Raw genomic sequence first — 16,862 nt, forward strand, 5'->3', positions numbered from 1 at the left:
ATTATTTATACTCCCTTTGTCGTTTAAAAAGCTTAGATTTTACAATTGTTTACAACTTTAATTTTTCCTTAAGAAATTTGTTTGTGAATTGCAGTTGGGTTTTCTATTTTTGTTCAAGTAAACAACACGAATTAATGGAGCATTTTATAGTATCAGCACGTAAATACCGTCCTCAAAATTTTGAAGACGTAGTGGGGCAACAAGCCATTACTAATACGCTAGAAAATGCTATACAAAACAACCATTTAGCTCAAGCCCTATTATTTACAGGTCCTCGTGGCGTTGGTAAAACGTCATGTGCTCGTATTTTAGCAAAACGTATCAATCAAGAAGATGCGACTAATGCTGATGAAGATTTTGCCTTTAATATTTTTGAGTTAGATGCAGCTTCAAACAACTCGGTTGATGACATTCGTAACTTAACTGATCAGGTTCGTATACCACCTCAAACAGGTAAATACAAAGTATATATTATTGACGAGGTACACATGCTTTCTCAAGCAGCTTTTAATGCTTTTTTAAAGACTTTAGAAGAACCACCTGCACATGCTATATTTATTTTAGCGACTACCGAAAAACATAAAATTATTCCAACGATTTTATCACGTTGTCAAATATTTGATTTTAAACGCATAGGTGTTTTAGATGCTAAAGAATATCTAAAAACTATTTGTGAGAAGGAAAATATCACTGCAGAAGATGATGCTCTGCATGTAATTGCTCAAAAAGCAGATGGGGCTATGCGTGATGCTCTTTCAATTTTTGATCGTGTGGTAAGTTTTTCAGGAAGTAACTTAACTCGCGAAGCAGTTACACAAAACTTAAACGTGTTAGACTACGATGTGTATTTTAACATGACTGATTTGTTATTAGAAAACAAAATTCCTGAAGTTTTGATGGCTTTTAACGATGTATTAAGCAAAGGATTTGAAGGACATCATTTTATAACTGGATTAGCTTCTCATTTTAGAGATTTACTCGTTGCTAAAGATGCTGCCACAGTAGCTTTGTTAGAAGTTGGTGATAATACCAAGAAGAAATATCTAGAACAAGCCGCCAAAGCGAGCATGCAATTTTTAATGCCTGCTATAGACAAAGCTAACGATTGCGACTTAAAATATCGAGGGAGTAAGAACCAACGTTTATTGGTAGAACTTACTTTAATGCAAATTGCCTCTATCACTTTTGATGGAGCAAAAAAAAAATCTAGCAACTACATAATTCCGGCTACATTTTTCACCTCTTTATCACCTTCAATTAAAAAAACTGAGGTAAAACCTCTTGCTGTTAAAACTCCTCAAAAAGTAGAAGAAAAACAGCCTGTTGCTGAAGCCCCAAAAAAGCCCGTATTAAAAAATATCAAGCGTCGTACTTCTGCATTATCTTTAAAAAGTCTTCAGCAAAAGAAAGAATTTAATGTCGCTTTAGACGAAGAAGAGAACTATGATAATCATCCTAGAAGTCCCTTTACTAAAGATGAATTAAAAGATGCATGGAAAAAATACTATTTTCAGCTTCAAAACTTTGGAGAACGTAGTATGGCTGCTATCTTGGCTTCTGACGAGCCTAAATTACAAGAAGATTTCACCATTATATTTTCGTTACCAAACGATTTAATGAAATCACAATTAGAAAAAGGAAAACCTAAATTACTAAAGTTTTTACGTGAAAAACTAAACAATTATGGAATTCAAATTAACATAATTGTTAATGAAACAGTAGAAAAGAAGTTTGCTTATACCCCACTAGAAAAATACAACAAGCTCAAAGAAAAAAATCCACTAATAGAAAAGTTAAAAAATACTTTTGGTTTAGATGTTTAGGTTCTTACCTAAATAAACAATAACCCAACCTTCTATTTTCTTTACATCGTGTTCAAATTCTGAAATTAATAAAATTTCATTGGTATTTGTATTCTTAACTAAAATAGGGATAGACTTAATTTCATTATGTATCTTCTCTATTTTATCCTTATATTCTTGAGTTGAATTTACAGGTGTTTCATGAACTTCTGGGAATTCTCTTACCGCCTCCATTATATTAATATAATCATCTTCTATGGTAAATAAATGGTCTTCATCTTCATAATCTTTAGTAATTACTTCTTGTGAAGTCGCTAAACGATAAGCTCCTTGCTCACCAAAAATTGACGAGAAATTCGAGATTACAAATTTGTTAATCGAATCACTACCCGTCATGGCAATCAAATACCCCACATCATTCAACTCTATATTGTCGGTAAGTTCTTCATCATAAATATTCACTTCTAACGATTCTAACCCTTCTTCCTTTGCTTTTTCAATATTATCTATATTAGAATCTATTAAAACAACCCTACGCTTGTTATCTTTTAAATACTTAGCAATTAATCTGGCTACATCAGATGCACCAACAACCATAATTGCATTCGATCGTTTTAAAAACACTCCTACAATTCTAGCAAATAACCTCGCTGTAGTTGCGTTTAACAAAACGGTTCCCAACACAATCATAAAAACTAACGGAGTAATATATTCAGCTCCTTCAATTCCTTGTTTTAATAACTTACTTCCGAATAAAGAAGCAATACCTGCTGCAACAATTCCCCTTGGTCCTACCCAACTAATAAATAACTTTTCATTTATCATTAAATTGGATTTAGAGGTACTTAAAAACACAGCCAATGGACGTATGACAAACACTACTAACGCAAATAAGATAAGTGTTTTCCAATCATATAAAAGCATTAACTCTTTAAAGTCCATGTTAGCTGATAATAGAATAAATAATATAGAAATTAATAGAACACTTAATGATTCTTTAAAATATAAAATTTCTTTTAAGTTTTTTAATTTACTATTACCTAATACCATTCCCATGACTACTACAGCTAATAAGCCTGATTCATGTGCGAATAGTTCTGACTCTACGAATACCAATAAAACAGTTGATAGTGAAACCACATTTAACAAATAATGTGGCACCCATTTTTTATTAATAATAAAAATTAAAGCATGTGCAAATGTGAATCCGAAAGTAGTACCGAATAAAATAATTTTTAAGAAGTCTAACAAAGCTGTTTGTGTAAAACCAGCACCTCCACCCACGCTAATAAACTCAAAAACAAGTACTGCCACTAAAGCTCCTATGGGGTCAATTAATATTCCTTCCCATTTTAAAACCACCGATACATCTTTTTTTAGAGGAATATTTCTCAAAATAGGCGTGATAACTGTTGGGCCAGTTACAATTATTAATCCTGAAAACAAAAATGATAATTCCCAGCTTAAACCAAAAACATAGCGAGCTACAATAGCGCCTCCTATAAAAGTTATGGTTGCTCCTAAGGTAATTAACTTGGTAATAACAGGACCTATATTTTTAATCTCACCTCTTCGTAAAGTTAATCCTCCTTCAAACAGAATAATACTGATAGATAATGAAACAAAATAATACAGACCTTCTCCAGGAAACAATCCTTTTTCTCCATTCCAAGTAGGTTCTATCCATTTGCTTCCGTCTTCGCTAAAAAACTCAGCTGCTATAGGACCAACTAACAATCCTATTAAAATTAAAGGTAAAATTGCTGGAATTTTAAACCTCCAAGCTACCCATTGTGCTAAAATTCCAAGTATAATTATCCCCGCTAGCTCTAACATAGTATATTTTTAAAAAAACTAAAAATACAGCTTTTAATTAAACTCCTTATTAGATTTTTTTTAATTTTTTATTTCTATAATTCTCTTTACTTCATTACCCAAGTCATCCATAGCTGTAATAGCATATACTCCTTTCTTCGGCATAATTGCTTGCTCATGATACTGTTGAGTTAAACCTATAAACGTATCATTCAAATACCAATACACTTTAGCTTCTGAATTAAAATGAGTTAACTTTAAAATTATGGGATTGATTTTATTGTCTTCTCCTCTAGTTAATGATAGTTTTGAATAAAGTTTAGCTGGAAAAACAAAATCCATTGTGTTATTTTCTAATCGATAACAATCATTTCTAAACTTAGGTAATGGTCTATAATCTGCATTTTTTTGCTGATAATAATGTGCCATTAAAGGAGGTAATACAAACCATGATTTCTTTGTCATATTAGCAATTGACTCACAATTTGAGTTTACTCTATACTTTTCAAACCTATCAACCATTATTTGTTGATGATACGAACATGATCTCGCTTTCATGGCGCTTTTTTGAACTCGTTTGGTTACAGGTGGACAAATAGATTTGGCTAAAAAGCCACTTTTCTCGCAAACAGATACTTCTATCAAATCTTCAAAAGGCTCTAAAAACCAATCTGCCTTTGGTAACACGTCAAAAATATCAAATAGTAAGGGAGCTGCACTTCCTACTCCTGTAAGATCTGGACGTCCTTCTCCATCAGAATTCCCTATCCACACTCCTACCACATATTTTGGAGTTGTGCCAATAGCCCAAGCGTCTTTATTTCCAAAACTTGTTCCTGTTTTCCATGCTATTTTTTGTGAAGAATCGAAATACTTCCAAGCCTGATCTGTATAAGGTCTGTTAACTTCAATTAAAGTATTTAAGGTTACATATGCTGAACCCGCATTAATAGTTGTGTAATTTTTATGAGTTACTCCAAAATCAGGTTTACCATTTAACACAAAACTTGGCTCTATAAATTCATCTTGATAGTATTGATGTTTTAACTCTTCATAATGATTTACAATTCCTGCATAGCCCGCAAATGTTTTACACAAATCCCACAAACTTGCTTCTGCTCCTCCTAAGATAAGCGACAATCCGTAATAATCGGCAGATTTATTAATGTCACTTATTTTGTACGCTTTTATATCTTCTCTAAACTTCTCTAAACCGTACGATTGTAACAATCGCACCAAAGGGATGTTTAACGATCTGGTCAAAGCTTCATTGGCTGGTACTGCACCATCAAAAGTTAAACTAAAGTTCTTAGGTGAATACCCTGCAATTTCAGTAGGCACATCTGCTACTAACTGCGTAGGTAACAAATCTCCAGACTGCAACATATGTGCATATAAAAATGGTTTTAAGGTACTTCCTGTACTCCTTGGTGCCACAACATTGTTTACATCTTTTTGATGCATTTTATCTGTAGGAGAATTTCCTACATACGCTAATACTTTTCTCGTTTCAACATCCAACACCAAAACAGCCATATTATACACTTCATTTTGTTTTTGACGGTCATAATGTTGCTTTACTAAGTTATTCACCTGTTTTTGTAAATGAATATCTATAGAACTTTGTATACGCTTTCCTTTATATTTTAAGTTTACCTCCTGTACGAAATGTGGAGAAACAGTTGGTAACGGATAAGGTTTCTTCGGAAGTTCTTCTTCTATTGCTAGTTCATAGGTAATTTGATCTATAATTCCTTCTTCCATTAATTTGAAAAGGAGTTTATTTCTTTTGTCTTTTAATCTTTGTTGATTTTTACCTGGATAAATTAACGAAGGAGCATTCGGTAGTACTGCTAACGTTGCACTTTCTGCCCATGATAGTTGATGCGGTTGTAATCCGAAATAACGCCATGAAGCCATTTCTAAGCCCACCACATTGCCTCCAAAAGGAGCATGCGATGCGTACAATTTTAAAATTTCTTTTTTAGAAGATCTGAATTCTAATCGAGTAGCTAAAATAAGTTCTTGTAGTTTTTCAAAATAAGAGCGCTTTTTATTTTTTCTCGACAAGCGAATTACTTGTTGTGTCAATGTACTTCCTCCTCGTACTACTTTTTTAGCTTTGATATTTTCTATCATCGCTTTCCCTATAGAAATAGGGTTAAAACCGAAATGTTTGTAGAAGTAAGCATCTTCAAACTGTAAAATACAATACTCAAACTTTTTAGGAACCGAATCTAACTCGGGAAATCGCCACTGACCATCATCGGCTATAACAGCTCCTAACAATTCATTATTTTTTGCTGTTACGACTGTTGATGTTGGATTATCGAAAAGGTTTTTAGGTAAACAGAAATAATAAGCTACCATAAAAACACTTATAATGATAACTTTAATTTTATGCTGTTTTAAAAAGTTAAAAACAATTTTCATAGACAACTTATATATCTCAAAAGTATAAAGTTTATAGCAAACATTTAGTCGATAAGTCTGTTATATTTGCAACTCAAATTACACTATGAGTTTTACCTTACTTTCTTCACCTTTACAAGGGTTTACCGATTTTCGTTTTAGGAATGCCCAACAAAAATATTTTGGTGGTATCGATACCTTTTATGCTCCTTACATTCGATTAAATGGGAAATTTAAAATAAAATCGAGTTATGAACGTGATTTGCTCCCTGAAAATAACACAACTTTAACGGTTATTCCGCAAGTTATAACCAATGATCCTGAAGAATTTTTATTTGTTGCCAAATATGTACAAAGTTTAGGATATAAAGAGTTGAATTGGAATTTAGGGTGTCCCTACCCTATGGTTACAAAATCGGGTATGGGCTCTGGTTTAATTTGTAATCCTACGCGTATAGATGAAATACTACATCGTGCTCATAACGAAACCGACATTCTAGTATCAATGAAAATGAGAATGGGTTATGAAAACAGTGAAGAAATACTGCACACTTTTCCTATTTTAGATAAATACCCGTTAAAAAATGTGGCTATTCATGCTAGAATTGGAAAACAATTATACAAAGGAGGTGTTGATTTAGATGCTTTTCAAAAATGTATAGACATTGCCAAACATCAATTATATTATAATGGTGATATTACTACAGTAGCAGGTTTTAAAGCTATGAAAGAACGTTTTCCTAGTATTACACATTTTATGATTGGACGTGGTTTAATTGCAGACCCTTTTTTACCACAAATGATTAAAGATAACACTACTGAATATCCAAAAGACAGATGGAATATATTTAGAGAGTTTCATGATGAAATATATCAACAATATGATGCTACATTGTCAGGACCAACACCTATAAAAATGAAAATGTTAGGCTTTTGGGAGTATTTTTCTCAATCGTTTTCTGATCCTCGTAAAACTTATAAAAAAATTAAAAAAGCGACAAATCCTAAGAAATATCAGGCAGCTGTTAAGGAGATTTTAGAAGAGGAATGAATAGTAAACGTTTTTTTTAATCTTCTTCTCTATGTTTTATTTTTTAATAAATTTATTCCAGTAAAAATATATTAGTACCATACAAATAAGTATTAATAAACTTAAATAATCCCAAGGACCGTAATAATTTTGAACTTTTTTTCCGTTTACTTTTAATGGTCTTATCTGATTTTGAAAGTTTATTCTTCTATAAACAACTGTATCTCCTTTGCCTATAAAGAAACTTTTATCTATATCATAATCTCCCTCTAATACTATCTTTTCTTTTTTAATATAAAAAGTCGTATAAGATGAGCTTTGATTATGACCTGAATAATCAAACTGCTCTATCTTAAAAACTGTTCCTTCTTCCGACTTATTATTAAAAAAGCTATGTATATTTATACATACTGTCATCAACGATGATAAAAACAATGTAATTAAAACTAAGTAGGTTAATATTTTAATTATCATAAATATATTAATTTTCCAATATCTAATTATACTATTTTCTATTATATTTTTTTGTCAGATTATTCATACAACCATAAGCGAAAAGTTAGTCCTTTTTAGGGAAGCAACTTTTCCTCCTTTTTAATATTCTATTTCTTCCTGTGTATGTGAAGGTGAGAAACTTTTTTCATAATATTTTTTTTCTCTTACAACACTTAAAATTCTAACTCTATCATTAACTAGCTTATACACAACAATAACACTGGTTTACAAGAAAAAACAATCATATTGAATAATAAAATGTTCTCTTTTCAAATAAGTTTACGCTAATGTAATACGAATTTTTTTGTTTTTTAAGCGTGTATTATTCAAATCTTCTAATAACCTTTTTGACTCAGTAATAGGAACCGAAATAAAAGCACAGTCCTGTTTTAACTCAATAACTCCTAATTGTTCTTTGGTTAAATTTCCTTTTTTAAAGAATAAACCTGCAATATCTCCTTTAGATATTTTGTCTTTTCTTCCTCCAGAAATAAATAACGTCTCCCAATAACCAGGTTTTAATTTTTGCTTCTGAGAAATATCGGTATTTGGTATATTTTTAAGAAATTCTGGAAGATTTTCTTTTTGCCACTTTAAAACATAAGCTGTTCCTTTCGAATTTACCCTTGCTGTTCGTCCGTTTCTATGGGTAAACTCTTCTATTCTTTGTGGTAATTCATAATGAATAATGTATTTCATTTCTGGAATATCAATTCCTCTTGCAGCTAAATCAGTAGCTAGTAATACTTGACTTGTTCCGTTTCTAAACTTTATTAAAGAACGTTCGCGATCTCTTTGCTCCATTCCACCAGAAAAACAACTGTGTGCTATTTTGTTCTTCGCTAAAAACTCGCTTACGTTAGCAATACTATCTTTTAAATTACAAAAAATAATTCCTTGTTGATTTCCTATGTGATGTAATAGTTCAACTAAGGTTTGATTTTTATTTTTTGATGGCGAAACAACTGTTTTTAAAGTTAATTTCTTTGGTTTTTTATCTGTTAAATAGTTTAATACGGTAGGATTGTTTAAACGTACAAAATCTGGAACTTCAGCTTCTTGAGTTGCTGAAGTTAAGATACGTTTATTAATACTTGGTAATTGATTAATAATTCCGCGCATTTCATACTCAAAACCAACTTCTAACGATTTATCAAACTCATCTAAAATCAAGGTTTTAATACTTTCTTTAGAAAAACGATCGTTAGCAAAATGATCAGAGATTCTACCAGGTGTGCCTATTAATACACTTGGTGTATGTTTTAATTCAATTTTATCTTTTGCCATTGAACGCCCACCGTATACAGCATTTACTTTTAAACCTGTTCCCATTTCACGAATCACCTGTTCTATTTGAATTGCTAATTCTCTTGATGGCACTAAAATTAAAACCTGAACCTCTTTATTATCAGGGTCTATTAATTTTAATGTAGGCAATAAAAATCCTAATGTTTTACCTGTACCAGTAGGTGATAGTATTATTGTATTGGTTGTTTTATCAATAGTCGAAATGGCATTTTGTTGCATTTCATTTAACTCATAAATATTTAATTTTGCTAAAATATCTTCTTGTGTTTTAACTGTATTTACCATAATCCTTTTTTATATCTATGAATTTTATATAGGTGGCAAAGATAGGTAGTCTTATACAAGGAAAAATTAAGTATTTTAGAAATAAATAAAGCTTACTGAAATCAGTAAGCTTTATTTACCTTTTTTAATTATTAATAACTATTTCACCACTTTAATCCATTCTCCTTTGGTTCTGGCTATGTAATCATTATCATACATTGCTTCAACTTGTACTCCTGGTAAATAGTACTCTCCTAAATACGATGCATTTAACAACACTCTAAATGTTTTAGTTTCATACTTTTTCAAGGTAAAGTAGTTACTGATACTTGCATCTCGTATATCGGTATAGTCTACTTTTGAAGATGTGGTATTATTTCCAAAATCAGTAAAACGAGTATTAATAATTTCCCAACCTGAAGGTATAAATTGTGTCAAGGCAACATTTTCAATCGTTTCATTGGTAGAATTCTTAACTATTATTTCTGCAATAAAATTAGTTCCTTGCGATAAGTTATCTGGTTCAATACGAGCTCCGTCTTTTGTCTTATATACGATAGAGGTTTCCAAATTCTTTTGGAATACTTTTTCCTCACCCACAGGTAAAATTCCTTTATTTAATACACGTACATATAAAACTCCGTTGTTTTTATTGGTAATCTTTAAAGAGTTTTCTTGTTGAAGCGCTACTAAATCTTTTACTAATAACGATTTTGTTGTACTTGCTTCTCCTGAAACTTTATTGAAAATATAGCTGGTTTTAATACCTTCAACTCCTCCATTTTTCAATGCATATTGGCTCATTGCTAATAAACTATACGCCGTTGTTTGCGTACTCATCCAATTGTTACTAGATAAATTTTCAGCAATTTCTTTGGCTAGCTTTATTGCTTTAGTTTCTTCTCCTAATAAAGTGTATGTTTCTAAAGACATCGCCTTATTACGTGTTTCAGAACCGTAATTTGAATAATATCGCTTTGTATACGTGTAACCTGTTAATCCTTTTAAAATGGATTGTGCTATGGCTTTTTTACCAATTAAAGCATATGCGCTCGCCAATCTCATTTTAGCTTCGTCAGAAACCCCCATTGATTCACGCAAACGGTTCATTGAAGCTAAATCAGGACTGTTTGCCAAACTCAAGGTATATAATCGGTAGGCTTGTGAAAACGAATTGTTATAATAACCTGAACTATTTCTCCAATTACGCGCTTGCTGCTTTTGATATCCTATCCATTTTGATTTAAAACCAATTGGTAATACATATCCTTTCTTTTCTGCTTCTATCATAAAATGACCTGCATACGATGTTCCCCAACTATCTGCAGCGCTATTTCCTTGCCAATATGAAAGTCCTCCATTAGACAATTGAAAATCGGATAATCGTTGAATTGTAGCCTTTATATTTCTTTCGGTAGAAGCTATTTTTTCTTTTGGTAACTCAAAGAGTTCTGGTAAAAATAATTGTGGAAAAGCGCTCGACGTGGTTTGCTCTACGCAACCGTGTGGATAACGAATTAAATATCCTAAACGTTTGGTAAAGTTCATTGGAGGCAATGTAGATAATTCTATTGTAGCGGCATTGGTTCCTTTGGTTCCAAAACTTGTAAAATTAATTTCTCCTTGCTCACTCGATTTTAATACCAAATCTTTTACTTCAGAAGTAACAGGATTTGGATTTAACACGTCTATTTCCACTTCGTAAGATGCTTTTTCATTTCCTGAACTTGCATCTATTTTCACTTTACCAATTCCTTTAAAATCATTCACTTTTAAAGTGAAATATGTCATTTTCTCGTCTGGTTGATCAAACGAAACTGTTTGAGTGCGATCTCCTACTATCGTATAAGCTTCGTTAGGTTGTACTGTTACTTTTACATTTTTGATGTTTGATTTCATTGCAAAAACAGTAACAGGTAAGGTAACGGTTTCCTGTGGCGTAATCTTACGAGGTAATGATGCTAAAATCATTACAGGCTTACGTACAAAAGCTGTTTTCTCATCACTACCATAGGCATCTTTTTTAGTATCAGTAGCTACTACCATAGCACGAACGGATCCTACATATTTTGGTATTTTAACCTTGTGCTCCTTAATATCACCCTTTTCTAAATCAAAAGGACCTAAATAAGTAACCATCGGTTTAAATCGGTTGGCTTTTCGGTTTTTACTTCCAGCTTCTGCTTCATCTCCTCCAATACTCAATATTTGATTTACTTTTCCTCCATAAGCACCAATTACATCGTCAAAAATATCCCAAGTTTTTACTCCTAAAGACTGACGTGCATAGAAAACACTCCATGGATTCGGAGTTTTAAAACGAGTTAAATCTAATAACCCTTCATCAACTAATGCAATTGTATAGGTCATTGGTCTGCCCTTTTCTTCTTTTACTCGAATGGTTATGGTAGATTCTGGTCTCAACTCATCCGCCAGCTGAATTTTAGGTTCTAATTTAGTTGCAGGATTATTTACCAACATAGGAATAGAACCATACATACGAATTGGTAAATCATTAACCGTTTGACTGTGTTTTTGTAATAATGAAATATTGACAAATACATTAGGTGTATAACTGGCTTTTACAGGAAATCTAAAAGATGTTTGTTGCGCTTGCGTTGGTACCCAAAAATGGTCTAATACTTCGGTTCCATTTTCAATCGTAATAAATGCTTTACCACCTTCTGAAGAAGGAAACTTAACTGTCGCAGTTTCATTTACTTCATATGATTCTTTATCTGTAGTAAATACCAACATACTAGCATTGCTCTTATCTTGATTTCCTTTTTTCTTTGCATACCAAGAAGGCCAATCAAAATACACCACATTAGAAGTTATGTGCTTACTTTTTAAGTCTGTTACTTTAATTAAATAGCGTCCCCAATCGTTTTCATCAACTTTTAATTTAAATGTTCCTTTACCATTTCCATTAGTAGTTACTTGTAATTTCTTATAAGGCTCGTGATAACGTGTTCCGTCATAACTAGACAATCCATTATCAGAGGTACTCCACCACCAACGCCATGATAACTTATACACATTTACCTCTAAATTATTCGATAGTCCTTCTCCATCTTCAGTTACAGAAGCAACATTAAACGTATACTCTTCATCTGTAAATAAGTAGTTTTTAGACTGTGGTTCTTCAGCATCTTGCAATCCTGCATACGAAATATATGGTGATACTTTTTTAGAAAAAACATCGGTACTAAAATCTCCTCCATTCTCATACACTTTTGTAATAAAACTCGCTTTTAACATACCAGGAGCTTTACTATCTAACTTAGGTTTTACAGAAAAATTAGTTGTTCCTTCATTACTTAAGCTTCCTTTTAAAACTTTAAATTCTTCTGTACCAAATCGACGAGTTGCATCATCGAAATTATAGTTCTTAAACTTCAAAAACTCTGTAGTGGTTTGTGAAAATTTTCCGTTGATATCTAATTTTAAACCTCTTGCAATAGCTCCGTGTAACCATTTTACCTCTACATCTCCTGTAATTGGGGTATTCGCTTTGATAAATTCTTCTTTTGTTGCTAATTTAATTTTTAAGCGATTTGGTTTTATGGTTTCAATCTTCAATGTTTTATTGAAAACTGCTCCTCCTACACTTACTCGTAATTTCCAATTTCCTGTAATTGCTTCAGGATTTGTTGTAGGCGCATATCCATATACGTTGTTTGATTTCTTTGGAAGTATGGTTTGGTCGATTATTTTTCCTTGCGGATTAATTAACTCAAACTTAATTGGATGATCATTAGGTATTGGGTTTGCATTGTCATTTAATACAAAGGTTAAGAATAATTGATCTCCAGGTCTCCAAACCCCACGTTCACCATAAATATAACCTTTAATCCCTTCTTGTAGTTTTACTCCTGAAACATCAAACTTACTCATCGACAAAGCTTCTCCGTCGTTCAGTTTGATGTATGTTGTGTTTTTGTTTTTAGTAACTACAGTAAAAAATGCATTGGAAATGTTATTAAAAGTAGCGATTCCTTCTTTATTTGTAGATGTTGACTCTACTGCTTGCTTTTGTAAGTTGTATAGCGTTACTTTCGCTCCTTCTATAGTATTGGTAGTCAACAAATCGGTAACAGCTACTACGATTTTATCATTGTTCCCTTTTTTAACTATAACTCCAATGTTTGTTGCTAAAATATTTGTACTGATACTTTTATTATAATAGTATGATGTAGTACATGGATTATCTCGATCTCTCCAACTGTAATCATCGTAGTAATCATCATAATAATTAGGACTGTCAAATCTCTTGGTATCTACATCCTTTTTACCATAAACAATAGTTTTAGTTGCTACACTTTCATCACACAAATAATTTGAATAATCTTTATTGAATGATAACTCAACTCTGTACATCGCACCATCTTCAACAGTTACTATTTCTGCTAAATCTATTGCAAAAACATTTTCTTTTTTTAAATCAACTCCTTGATTACTTAAATTGACAGTATGTTTTGCAACTGGACGACCTACATAACGTAAATTTCCTTGATTACTTAAACTATTATACTGTAAAAACTGCAATACATTATCCTTGTAAATTTTATAAACTGTTGCATCTACCGCTTTTAAATTAACAGCGTTAAAGTTTATTTTTAAGTTATTAGAGTTTGGTAAAATCGATCCGCTTTTAATAAAACTTACTGCAGGTTTTAAGTCTTCAAAGTGTACGGTTTTTATAACGTTTTCTTTCAGAGTATATCCATCCGCACTCTTAATACCTTTAAATATTTCAACATCTACCTTTTGTGTATATGATGATTTTGGATACAGCGTAATTTTATTATTATTTACTTTGTAAGTAAACTCTCTCTTTTGTGTATTCAAAAACTGAATAAGTCCTTTTAAGTTTTGTGATTTCTGTATTGGATCAGAAAAACTGATTTCAATATGCTGTTTGTCAGTATCAACTACTTCTACATCTAATACTTTAAAGTTGTTCTTCCCTGTAATTGTTAACTCTCTTTTTCCTTTAGATTCTGATTGAACTGGAGTTCCATTCCAAGTTATAGCTAATTGTTTATCGTCTTCAAAACGCTGAATACTATCAATTTTAAAATAAATTTTAGAACTCAACTCCCCTACTTCACTAAACGTAATATTCTTTGACTTTCCATTATAGTTAGCTTTTACTAAAGCTGATAATTTAGCAGTTTCAATAACATCACTCGCTAGCACCTCTCCTTCAACAGCATATAAATCTTTTGTATATACACTTGGTGATTGCAACGATACATTAAATAATAATTCTTTTGTTTTTACTTTAACAGTAAAGTCTTTTAATTCATCGTTTATATCTTCATACAACTTAGATAAATGCAACGTTATCAAATACTCTTGATTACTTTTTAGCTTTTCTGCAGGTACAAATACCAATTCGTTACCAGTTACAACAACTTGTCCTTCAATATTTGGTTTTGTAGTAACAACTTCGTTCGCATCAAAACTGCTCTCAATCTTATTTTTTAATACAAACTTTAAATTAGGGGTTACTGAAATTAGTTTATTTGGAAATCCAGAAATATACTCGCTAAACTCAGTAATATTACTCTCAGAAGCTACTGATTTTTTACATGAATTTGCGATGAGTACAAAAAGGATTAGTGCAAAAGAACTAACAACTTTAGTTATTCTTTTTATCAATTTTTTTTTCATTGTATTAAGAAGTTTCGTTTTTACTCAATTTTATTTAAAACTACTTAAAAATATTTTTCACACATCTTCTTTTTAGAATTCGTAGTAACTAAATGAGAATTTGTATAAAATTGAGGTTTTTAAGCAATTTTTGGAAGGTTTACCCTACCTTTTCAAGTTTTTGGAAACAAATTTAGCTATTTTAAAATTATCTGTTGTACAATTAATGCTTATATTTTTTTTACTTTTACACCCTTAATAGTACATTATGCTTGGATTACAATTTGATACCGAAACTTCATGGGTTGAAGTAGCTAAAAATGGATTGGAACAGTTATTAACTGATCATGCTTTTGCGGAACAAAAAGCAGCTTCTAATGCTGTTTCAATTATTATTAATTACTCTGAAGAAACGGCACTTGTAAAAGATATGAGTGACATTGCCATTGAAGAAATGGAACATTTTAGAATGGTACACAACTTAATGGTAGATCGTGGTATGGTTTTAGGACAAGCAACTAAAAATGACTACGCTTTAAAATTGCAAAAGTTTTTTCCGCATACAGGTAATAGAACCGAAGCTTTGATACACCGTTTATTAGTAGCTGCTTTAATTGAAGCGCGTAGTTGTGAACGTTTTAAGGTTTTTGCAGATAATATGGAAGACGAAGAATTATCAAAATTTTATCTAGACTTAATGGTTTCTGAAGCAAACCACTATACCTTATTTTTAGGATATGCTCGCAAATATATGGATCGTGATATTGTTGATAAAAAATGGAATGATTTATTAGCTTTTGAAGCTGTAATGATGCGAGAAAGAGGTAAAACTGCAAAAGTTCACGGATAGTGTTTAGTAAAGAAGAATCTGCTCGTTTACGCAAAGAATTTTGGACAAGTTTTGGAAAATCTTTTCCAAGAAAATGGTTGTTATACAATACCAAAATTAAAGGTTTTGCCTTTAAATTTCAGGCTGACAGAAAAAAAGCTTCAGTTTGTTTAGACTTTGAGCACCCAGAAGATATAGCTAATGAATTACTTTACGACCAATTGATTTCTTTAAAAAAGATACTAGAATCTGAATATTTACCAGAAGTGATTTATGATGATAATTTTGAGCTAGAAAATCGTAAAATCATCCGTAGAATTTATGTTCCTTTTGATAAGAAATTTAGTATTCATAATAAAAATACATGGAGAGATTGTTTCGAGTTTTATGTTGATACAATGACGCAATTTGAACTGTTTTTTTATGAGTATGAAGACTTTATAAAACAAGCTATATAACCAAAGGAAAAACACCCTTTTTCCCTACTTATCTCGCATATAACTTGCTTTATATCTGTTTTTTGGCATATATTTATCCCAGTTTTTTGATTAACCCCAAACCCCTACGATCATGAATAACTACCCCCTCAAGTTATTGGTGCTCTTTTTTGCACTAATACTAACATCTTGTTCTTCTAATGAGACTGAGATTGTTGATAACACCCCAGAACTATCAACAACAATCAGTGAAAAATCAATAGAAGCAGACATTTTAGACCTAATTAACGATTATCGTGTTAATAATGGCTTTTCTTCACTAAGTAAACTTCAAGTTATCAAATCTCAAACGAACAACCACACGAACTACATGGTTGAAAAGAATGAGGTATCACATGACTTTTTTTACCAACGTAAAGAGTATTTAGTTGAAAATGCAAATGCTGTAAGCGTAGCTGAAAATGTAGCTTATGGTTATTCTACTGCTGAATCAGTAGTTAGCGCATGGATTAAAAGCGACGGGCATAAGCATAATATTGAAGGAGATTATACTCATTTTGATATTACTGCTGAAAAAAGTACGGATGGCAAATGGTATTTTACCAATATTTTTGTCAAGTAGTAACGAATTAACGAAAAAAAACCCCAATCCAATATGCGGAATTGGATCAGGGCAAAAGAAAACTACTCTACGGGAGACTAATTACTTATTTTTAACTATTTATAATCATTAACAATTATAAATTTCGAACGTCGGTTTTCTTGGTGTTCTTCTTCTGTACATTGAACACCATTTGAGCATTTATTAACTA

Annotated in this window: 10 protein-coding genes; 5 read left to right on the top strand and 5 right to left on the bottom strand. The window is 31.6% G+C overall.

Annotation, left to right across the window (positions count from 1 at the left end):
- The first annotated feature begins 134 nt into the window (after nt 1-134).
- The gene (gene dnaX, locus DFQ07_RS10900; protein WP_133536733.1) at nt 135-1,823 is read left to right on the top strand and encodes a DNA polymerase III subunit gamma/tau; all 1,689 of its coding nucleotides are present in this window, start codon (nt 135-137) and stop codon (nt 1,821-1,823) included.
- Here the strand turns inward: dnaX and DFQ07_RS10905 are convergent.
- Together DFQ07_RS10905 and pbpC are read right to left on the bottom strand one after the other, a co-directional pair.
- Nucleotides 1,812-3,638 carry a cation:proton antiporter gene (locus DFQ07_RS10905; RefSeq protein ID WP_133536735.1) on the bottom strand — a complete coding sequence of 609 codons (1,827 nt, stop codon included), beginning with the start codon at nt 3,636-3,638 and terminating at the stop codon, nt 1,812-1,814. The two genes, dnaX and DFQ07_RS10905, sit on opposite strands and share 12 nt — an antisense overlap.
- A gap of 60 nt (nt 3,639-3,698) precedes the next feature.
- The gene (pbpC, locus tag DFQ07_RS10910; RefSeq protein ID WP_133536737.1) at nt 3,699-6,050 is read right to left on the bottom strand and encodes a penicillin-binding protein 1C; all 2,352 of its coding nucleotides are present in this window, start codon (nt 6,048-6,050) and stop codon (nt 3,699-3,701) included.
- Nucleotides 6,051-6,135: 85 nt separating this feature from the next.
- Between pbpC and DFQ07_RS10915 the strand changes: the two genes are divergently transcribed.
- Nucleotides 6,136-7,080: a tRNA dihydrouridine synthase gene (locus DFQ07_RS10915; RefSeq protein ID WP_133536739.1), complete on the top strand. Its 945-nt coding sequence runs from the start codon at nt 6,136-6,138 to the stop codon at nt 7,078-7,080.
- Nucleotides 7,081-7,116: 36 nt separating this feature from the next.
- Here the strand turns inward: DFQ07_RS10915 and DFQ07_RS10920 are convergent, their stop codons facing one another.
- From DFQ07_RS10920 to DFQ07_RS10930, 3 genes are all read right to left on the bottom strand, one after another.
- Complete coding sequence (locus tag DFQ07_RS10920; protein WP_133536741.1) at nt 7,117-7,533, bottom strand: hypothetical protein; 417 nt, start codon at nt 7,531-7,533, stop codon at nt 7,117-7,119.
- Nucleotides 7,534-7,833: 300 nt separating this feature from the next.
- Entirely contained in the window at nt 7,834-9,147 is a 1,314-nt protein-coding gene (locus tag DFQ07_RS10925) for a DEAD/DEAH box helicase (RefSeq protein WP_133536743.1), read from the bottom strand.
- Between the two features lie 138 nt (nt 9,148-9,285).
- On the bottom strand, nt 9,286-14,805 hold the full coding sequence (locus DFQ07_RS10930; RefSeq protein ID WP_133536745.1) for an alpha-2-macroglobulin family protein: 5,520 nt from the start codon (nt 14,803-14,805) through the stop codon (nt 9,286-9,288).
- A 247-nt stretch (nt 14,806-15,052) separates the two neighbouring features.
- Here DFQ07_RS10930 and miaE point away from each other — a divergent pair, with 247 nt between their 5' ends.
- The 3 genes from miaE (at nt 15,053) to DFQ07_RS10945 (ending at nt 16,672) form a co-directional block, all read left to right on the top strand.
- Nucleotides 15,053-15,634, top strand: coding sequence for a tRNA-(ms[2]io[6]A)-hydroxylase (gene miaE, locus DFQ07_RS10935; RefSeq protein ID WP_133536747.1), 582 nt, complete (start codon nt 15,053-15,055; stop codon nt 15,632-15,634).
- A complete protein-coding gene (locus tag DFQ07_RS10940; RefSeq protein ID WP_133536749.1) occupies nt 15,634-16,071 on the top strand; it encodes a DUF4268 domain-containing protein in 438 nt (145 codons plus the stop codon). The genes miaE and DFQ07_RS10940 overlap by 1 nt, the downstream gene beginning before the upstream one ends.
- Before the next feature lie 112 nt (nt 16,072-16,183).
- On the top strand, nt 16,184-16,672 hold the full coding sequence (locus tag DFQ07_RS10945; RefSeq protein WP_133536751.1) for a CAP domain-containing protein: 489 nt from the start codon (nt 16,184-16,186) through the stop codon (nt 16,670-16,672).
- The last annotated feature ends 190 nt before the right edge of the window (nt 16,673-16,862 follow it).

It is taken from the genome of Tenacibaculum caenipelagi, from assembly GCF_004363005.1.
In the GTDB taxonomy this organism is placed as follows: domain Bacteria; phylum Bacteroidota; class Bacteroidia; order Flavobacteriales; family Flavobacteriaceae; genus Polaribacter; species Polaribacter caenipelagi.

What these genes read in the sequence shown, in the direction of transcription:
- DFQ07_RS10905 (WP_133536735.1), bottom strand. Translation starts at nt 3,638, where the DNA reads ATGTTAGAGCTAGCGGGGATAATTATACTTGGAATTTTAGCACAATGG.
- DFQ07_RS10920 (WP_133536741.1), bottom strand. Translation starts at nt 7,533, where the DNA reads ATGATAATTAAAATATTAACCTACTTAGTTTTAATTACATTGTTTTTA.
- DFQ07_RS10915 (WP_133536739.1), top strand. Translation starts at nt 6,136, where the DNA reads ATGAGTTTTACCTTACTTTCTTCACCTTTACAAGGGTTTACCGATTTT.
- DFQ07_RS10930 (WP_133536745.1), bottom strand. Translation starts at nt 14,805, where the DNA reads ATGAAAAAAAAATTGATAAAAAGAATAACTAAAGTTGTTAGTTCTTTT.
- pbpC (WP_133536737.1), bottom strand. Translation starts at nt 6,050, where the DNA reads ATGAAAATTGTTTTTAACTTTTTAAAACAGCATAAAATTAAAGTTATC.
- DFQ07_RS10925 (WP_133536743.1), bottom strand. Translation starts at nt 9,147, where the DNA reads ATGGTAAATACAGTTAAAACACAAGAAGATATTTTAGCAAAATTAAAT.
- DFQ07_RS10945 (WP_133536751.1), top strand. Translation starts at nt 16,184, where the DNA reads ATGAATAACTACCCCCTCAAGTTATTGGTGCTCTTTTTTGCACTAATA.
- miaE (WP_133536747.1), top strand. Translation starts at nt 15,053, where the DNA reads ATGCTTGGATTACAATTTGATACCGAAACTTCATGGGTTGAAGTAGCT.
- dnaX (WP_133536733.1), top strand. Translation starts at nt 135, where the DNA reads ATGGAGCATTTTATAGTATCAGCACGTAAATACCGTCCTCAAAATTTT.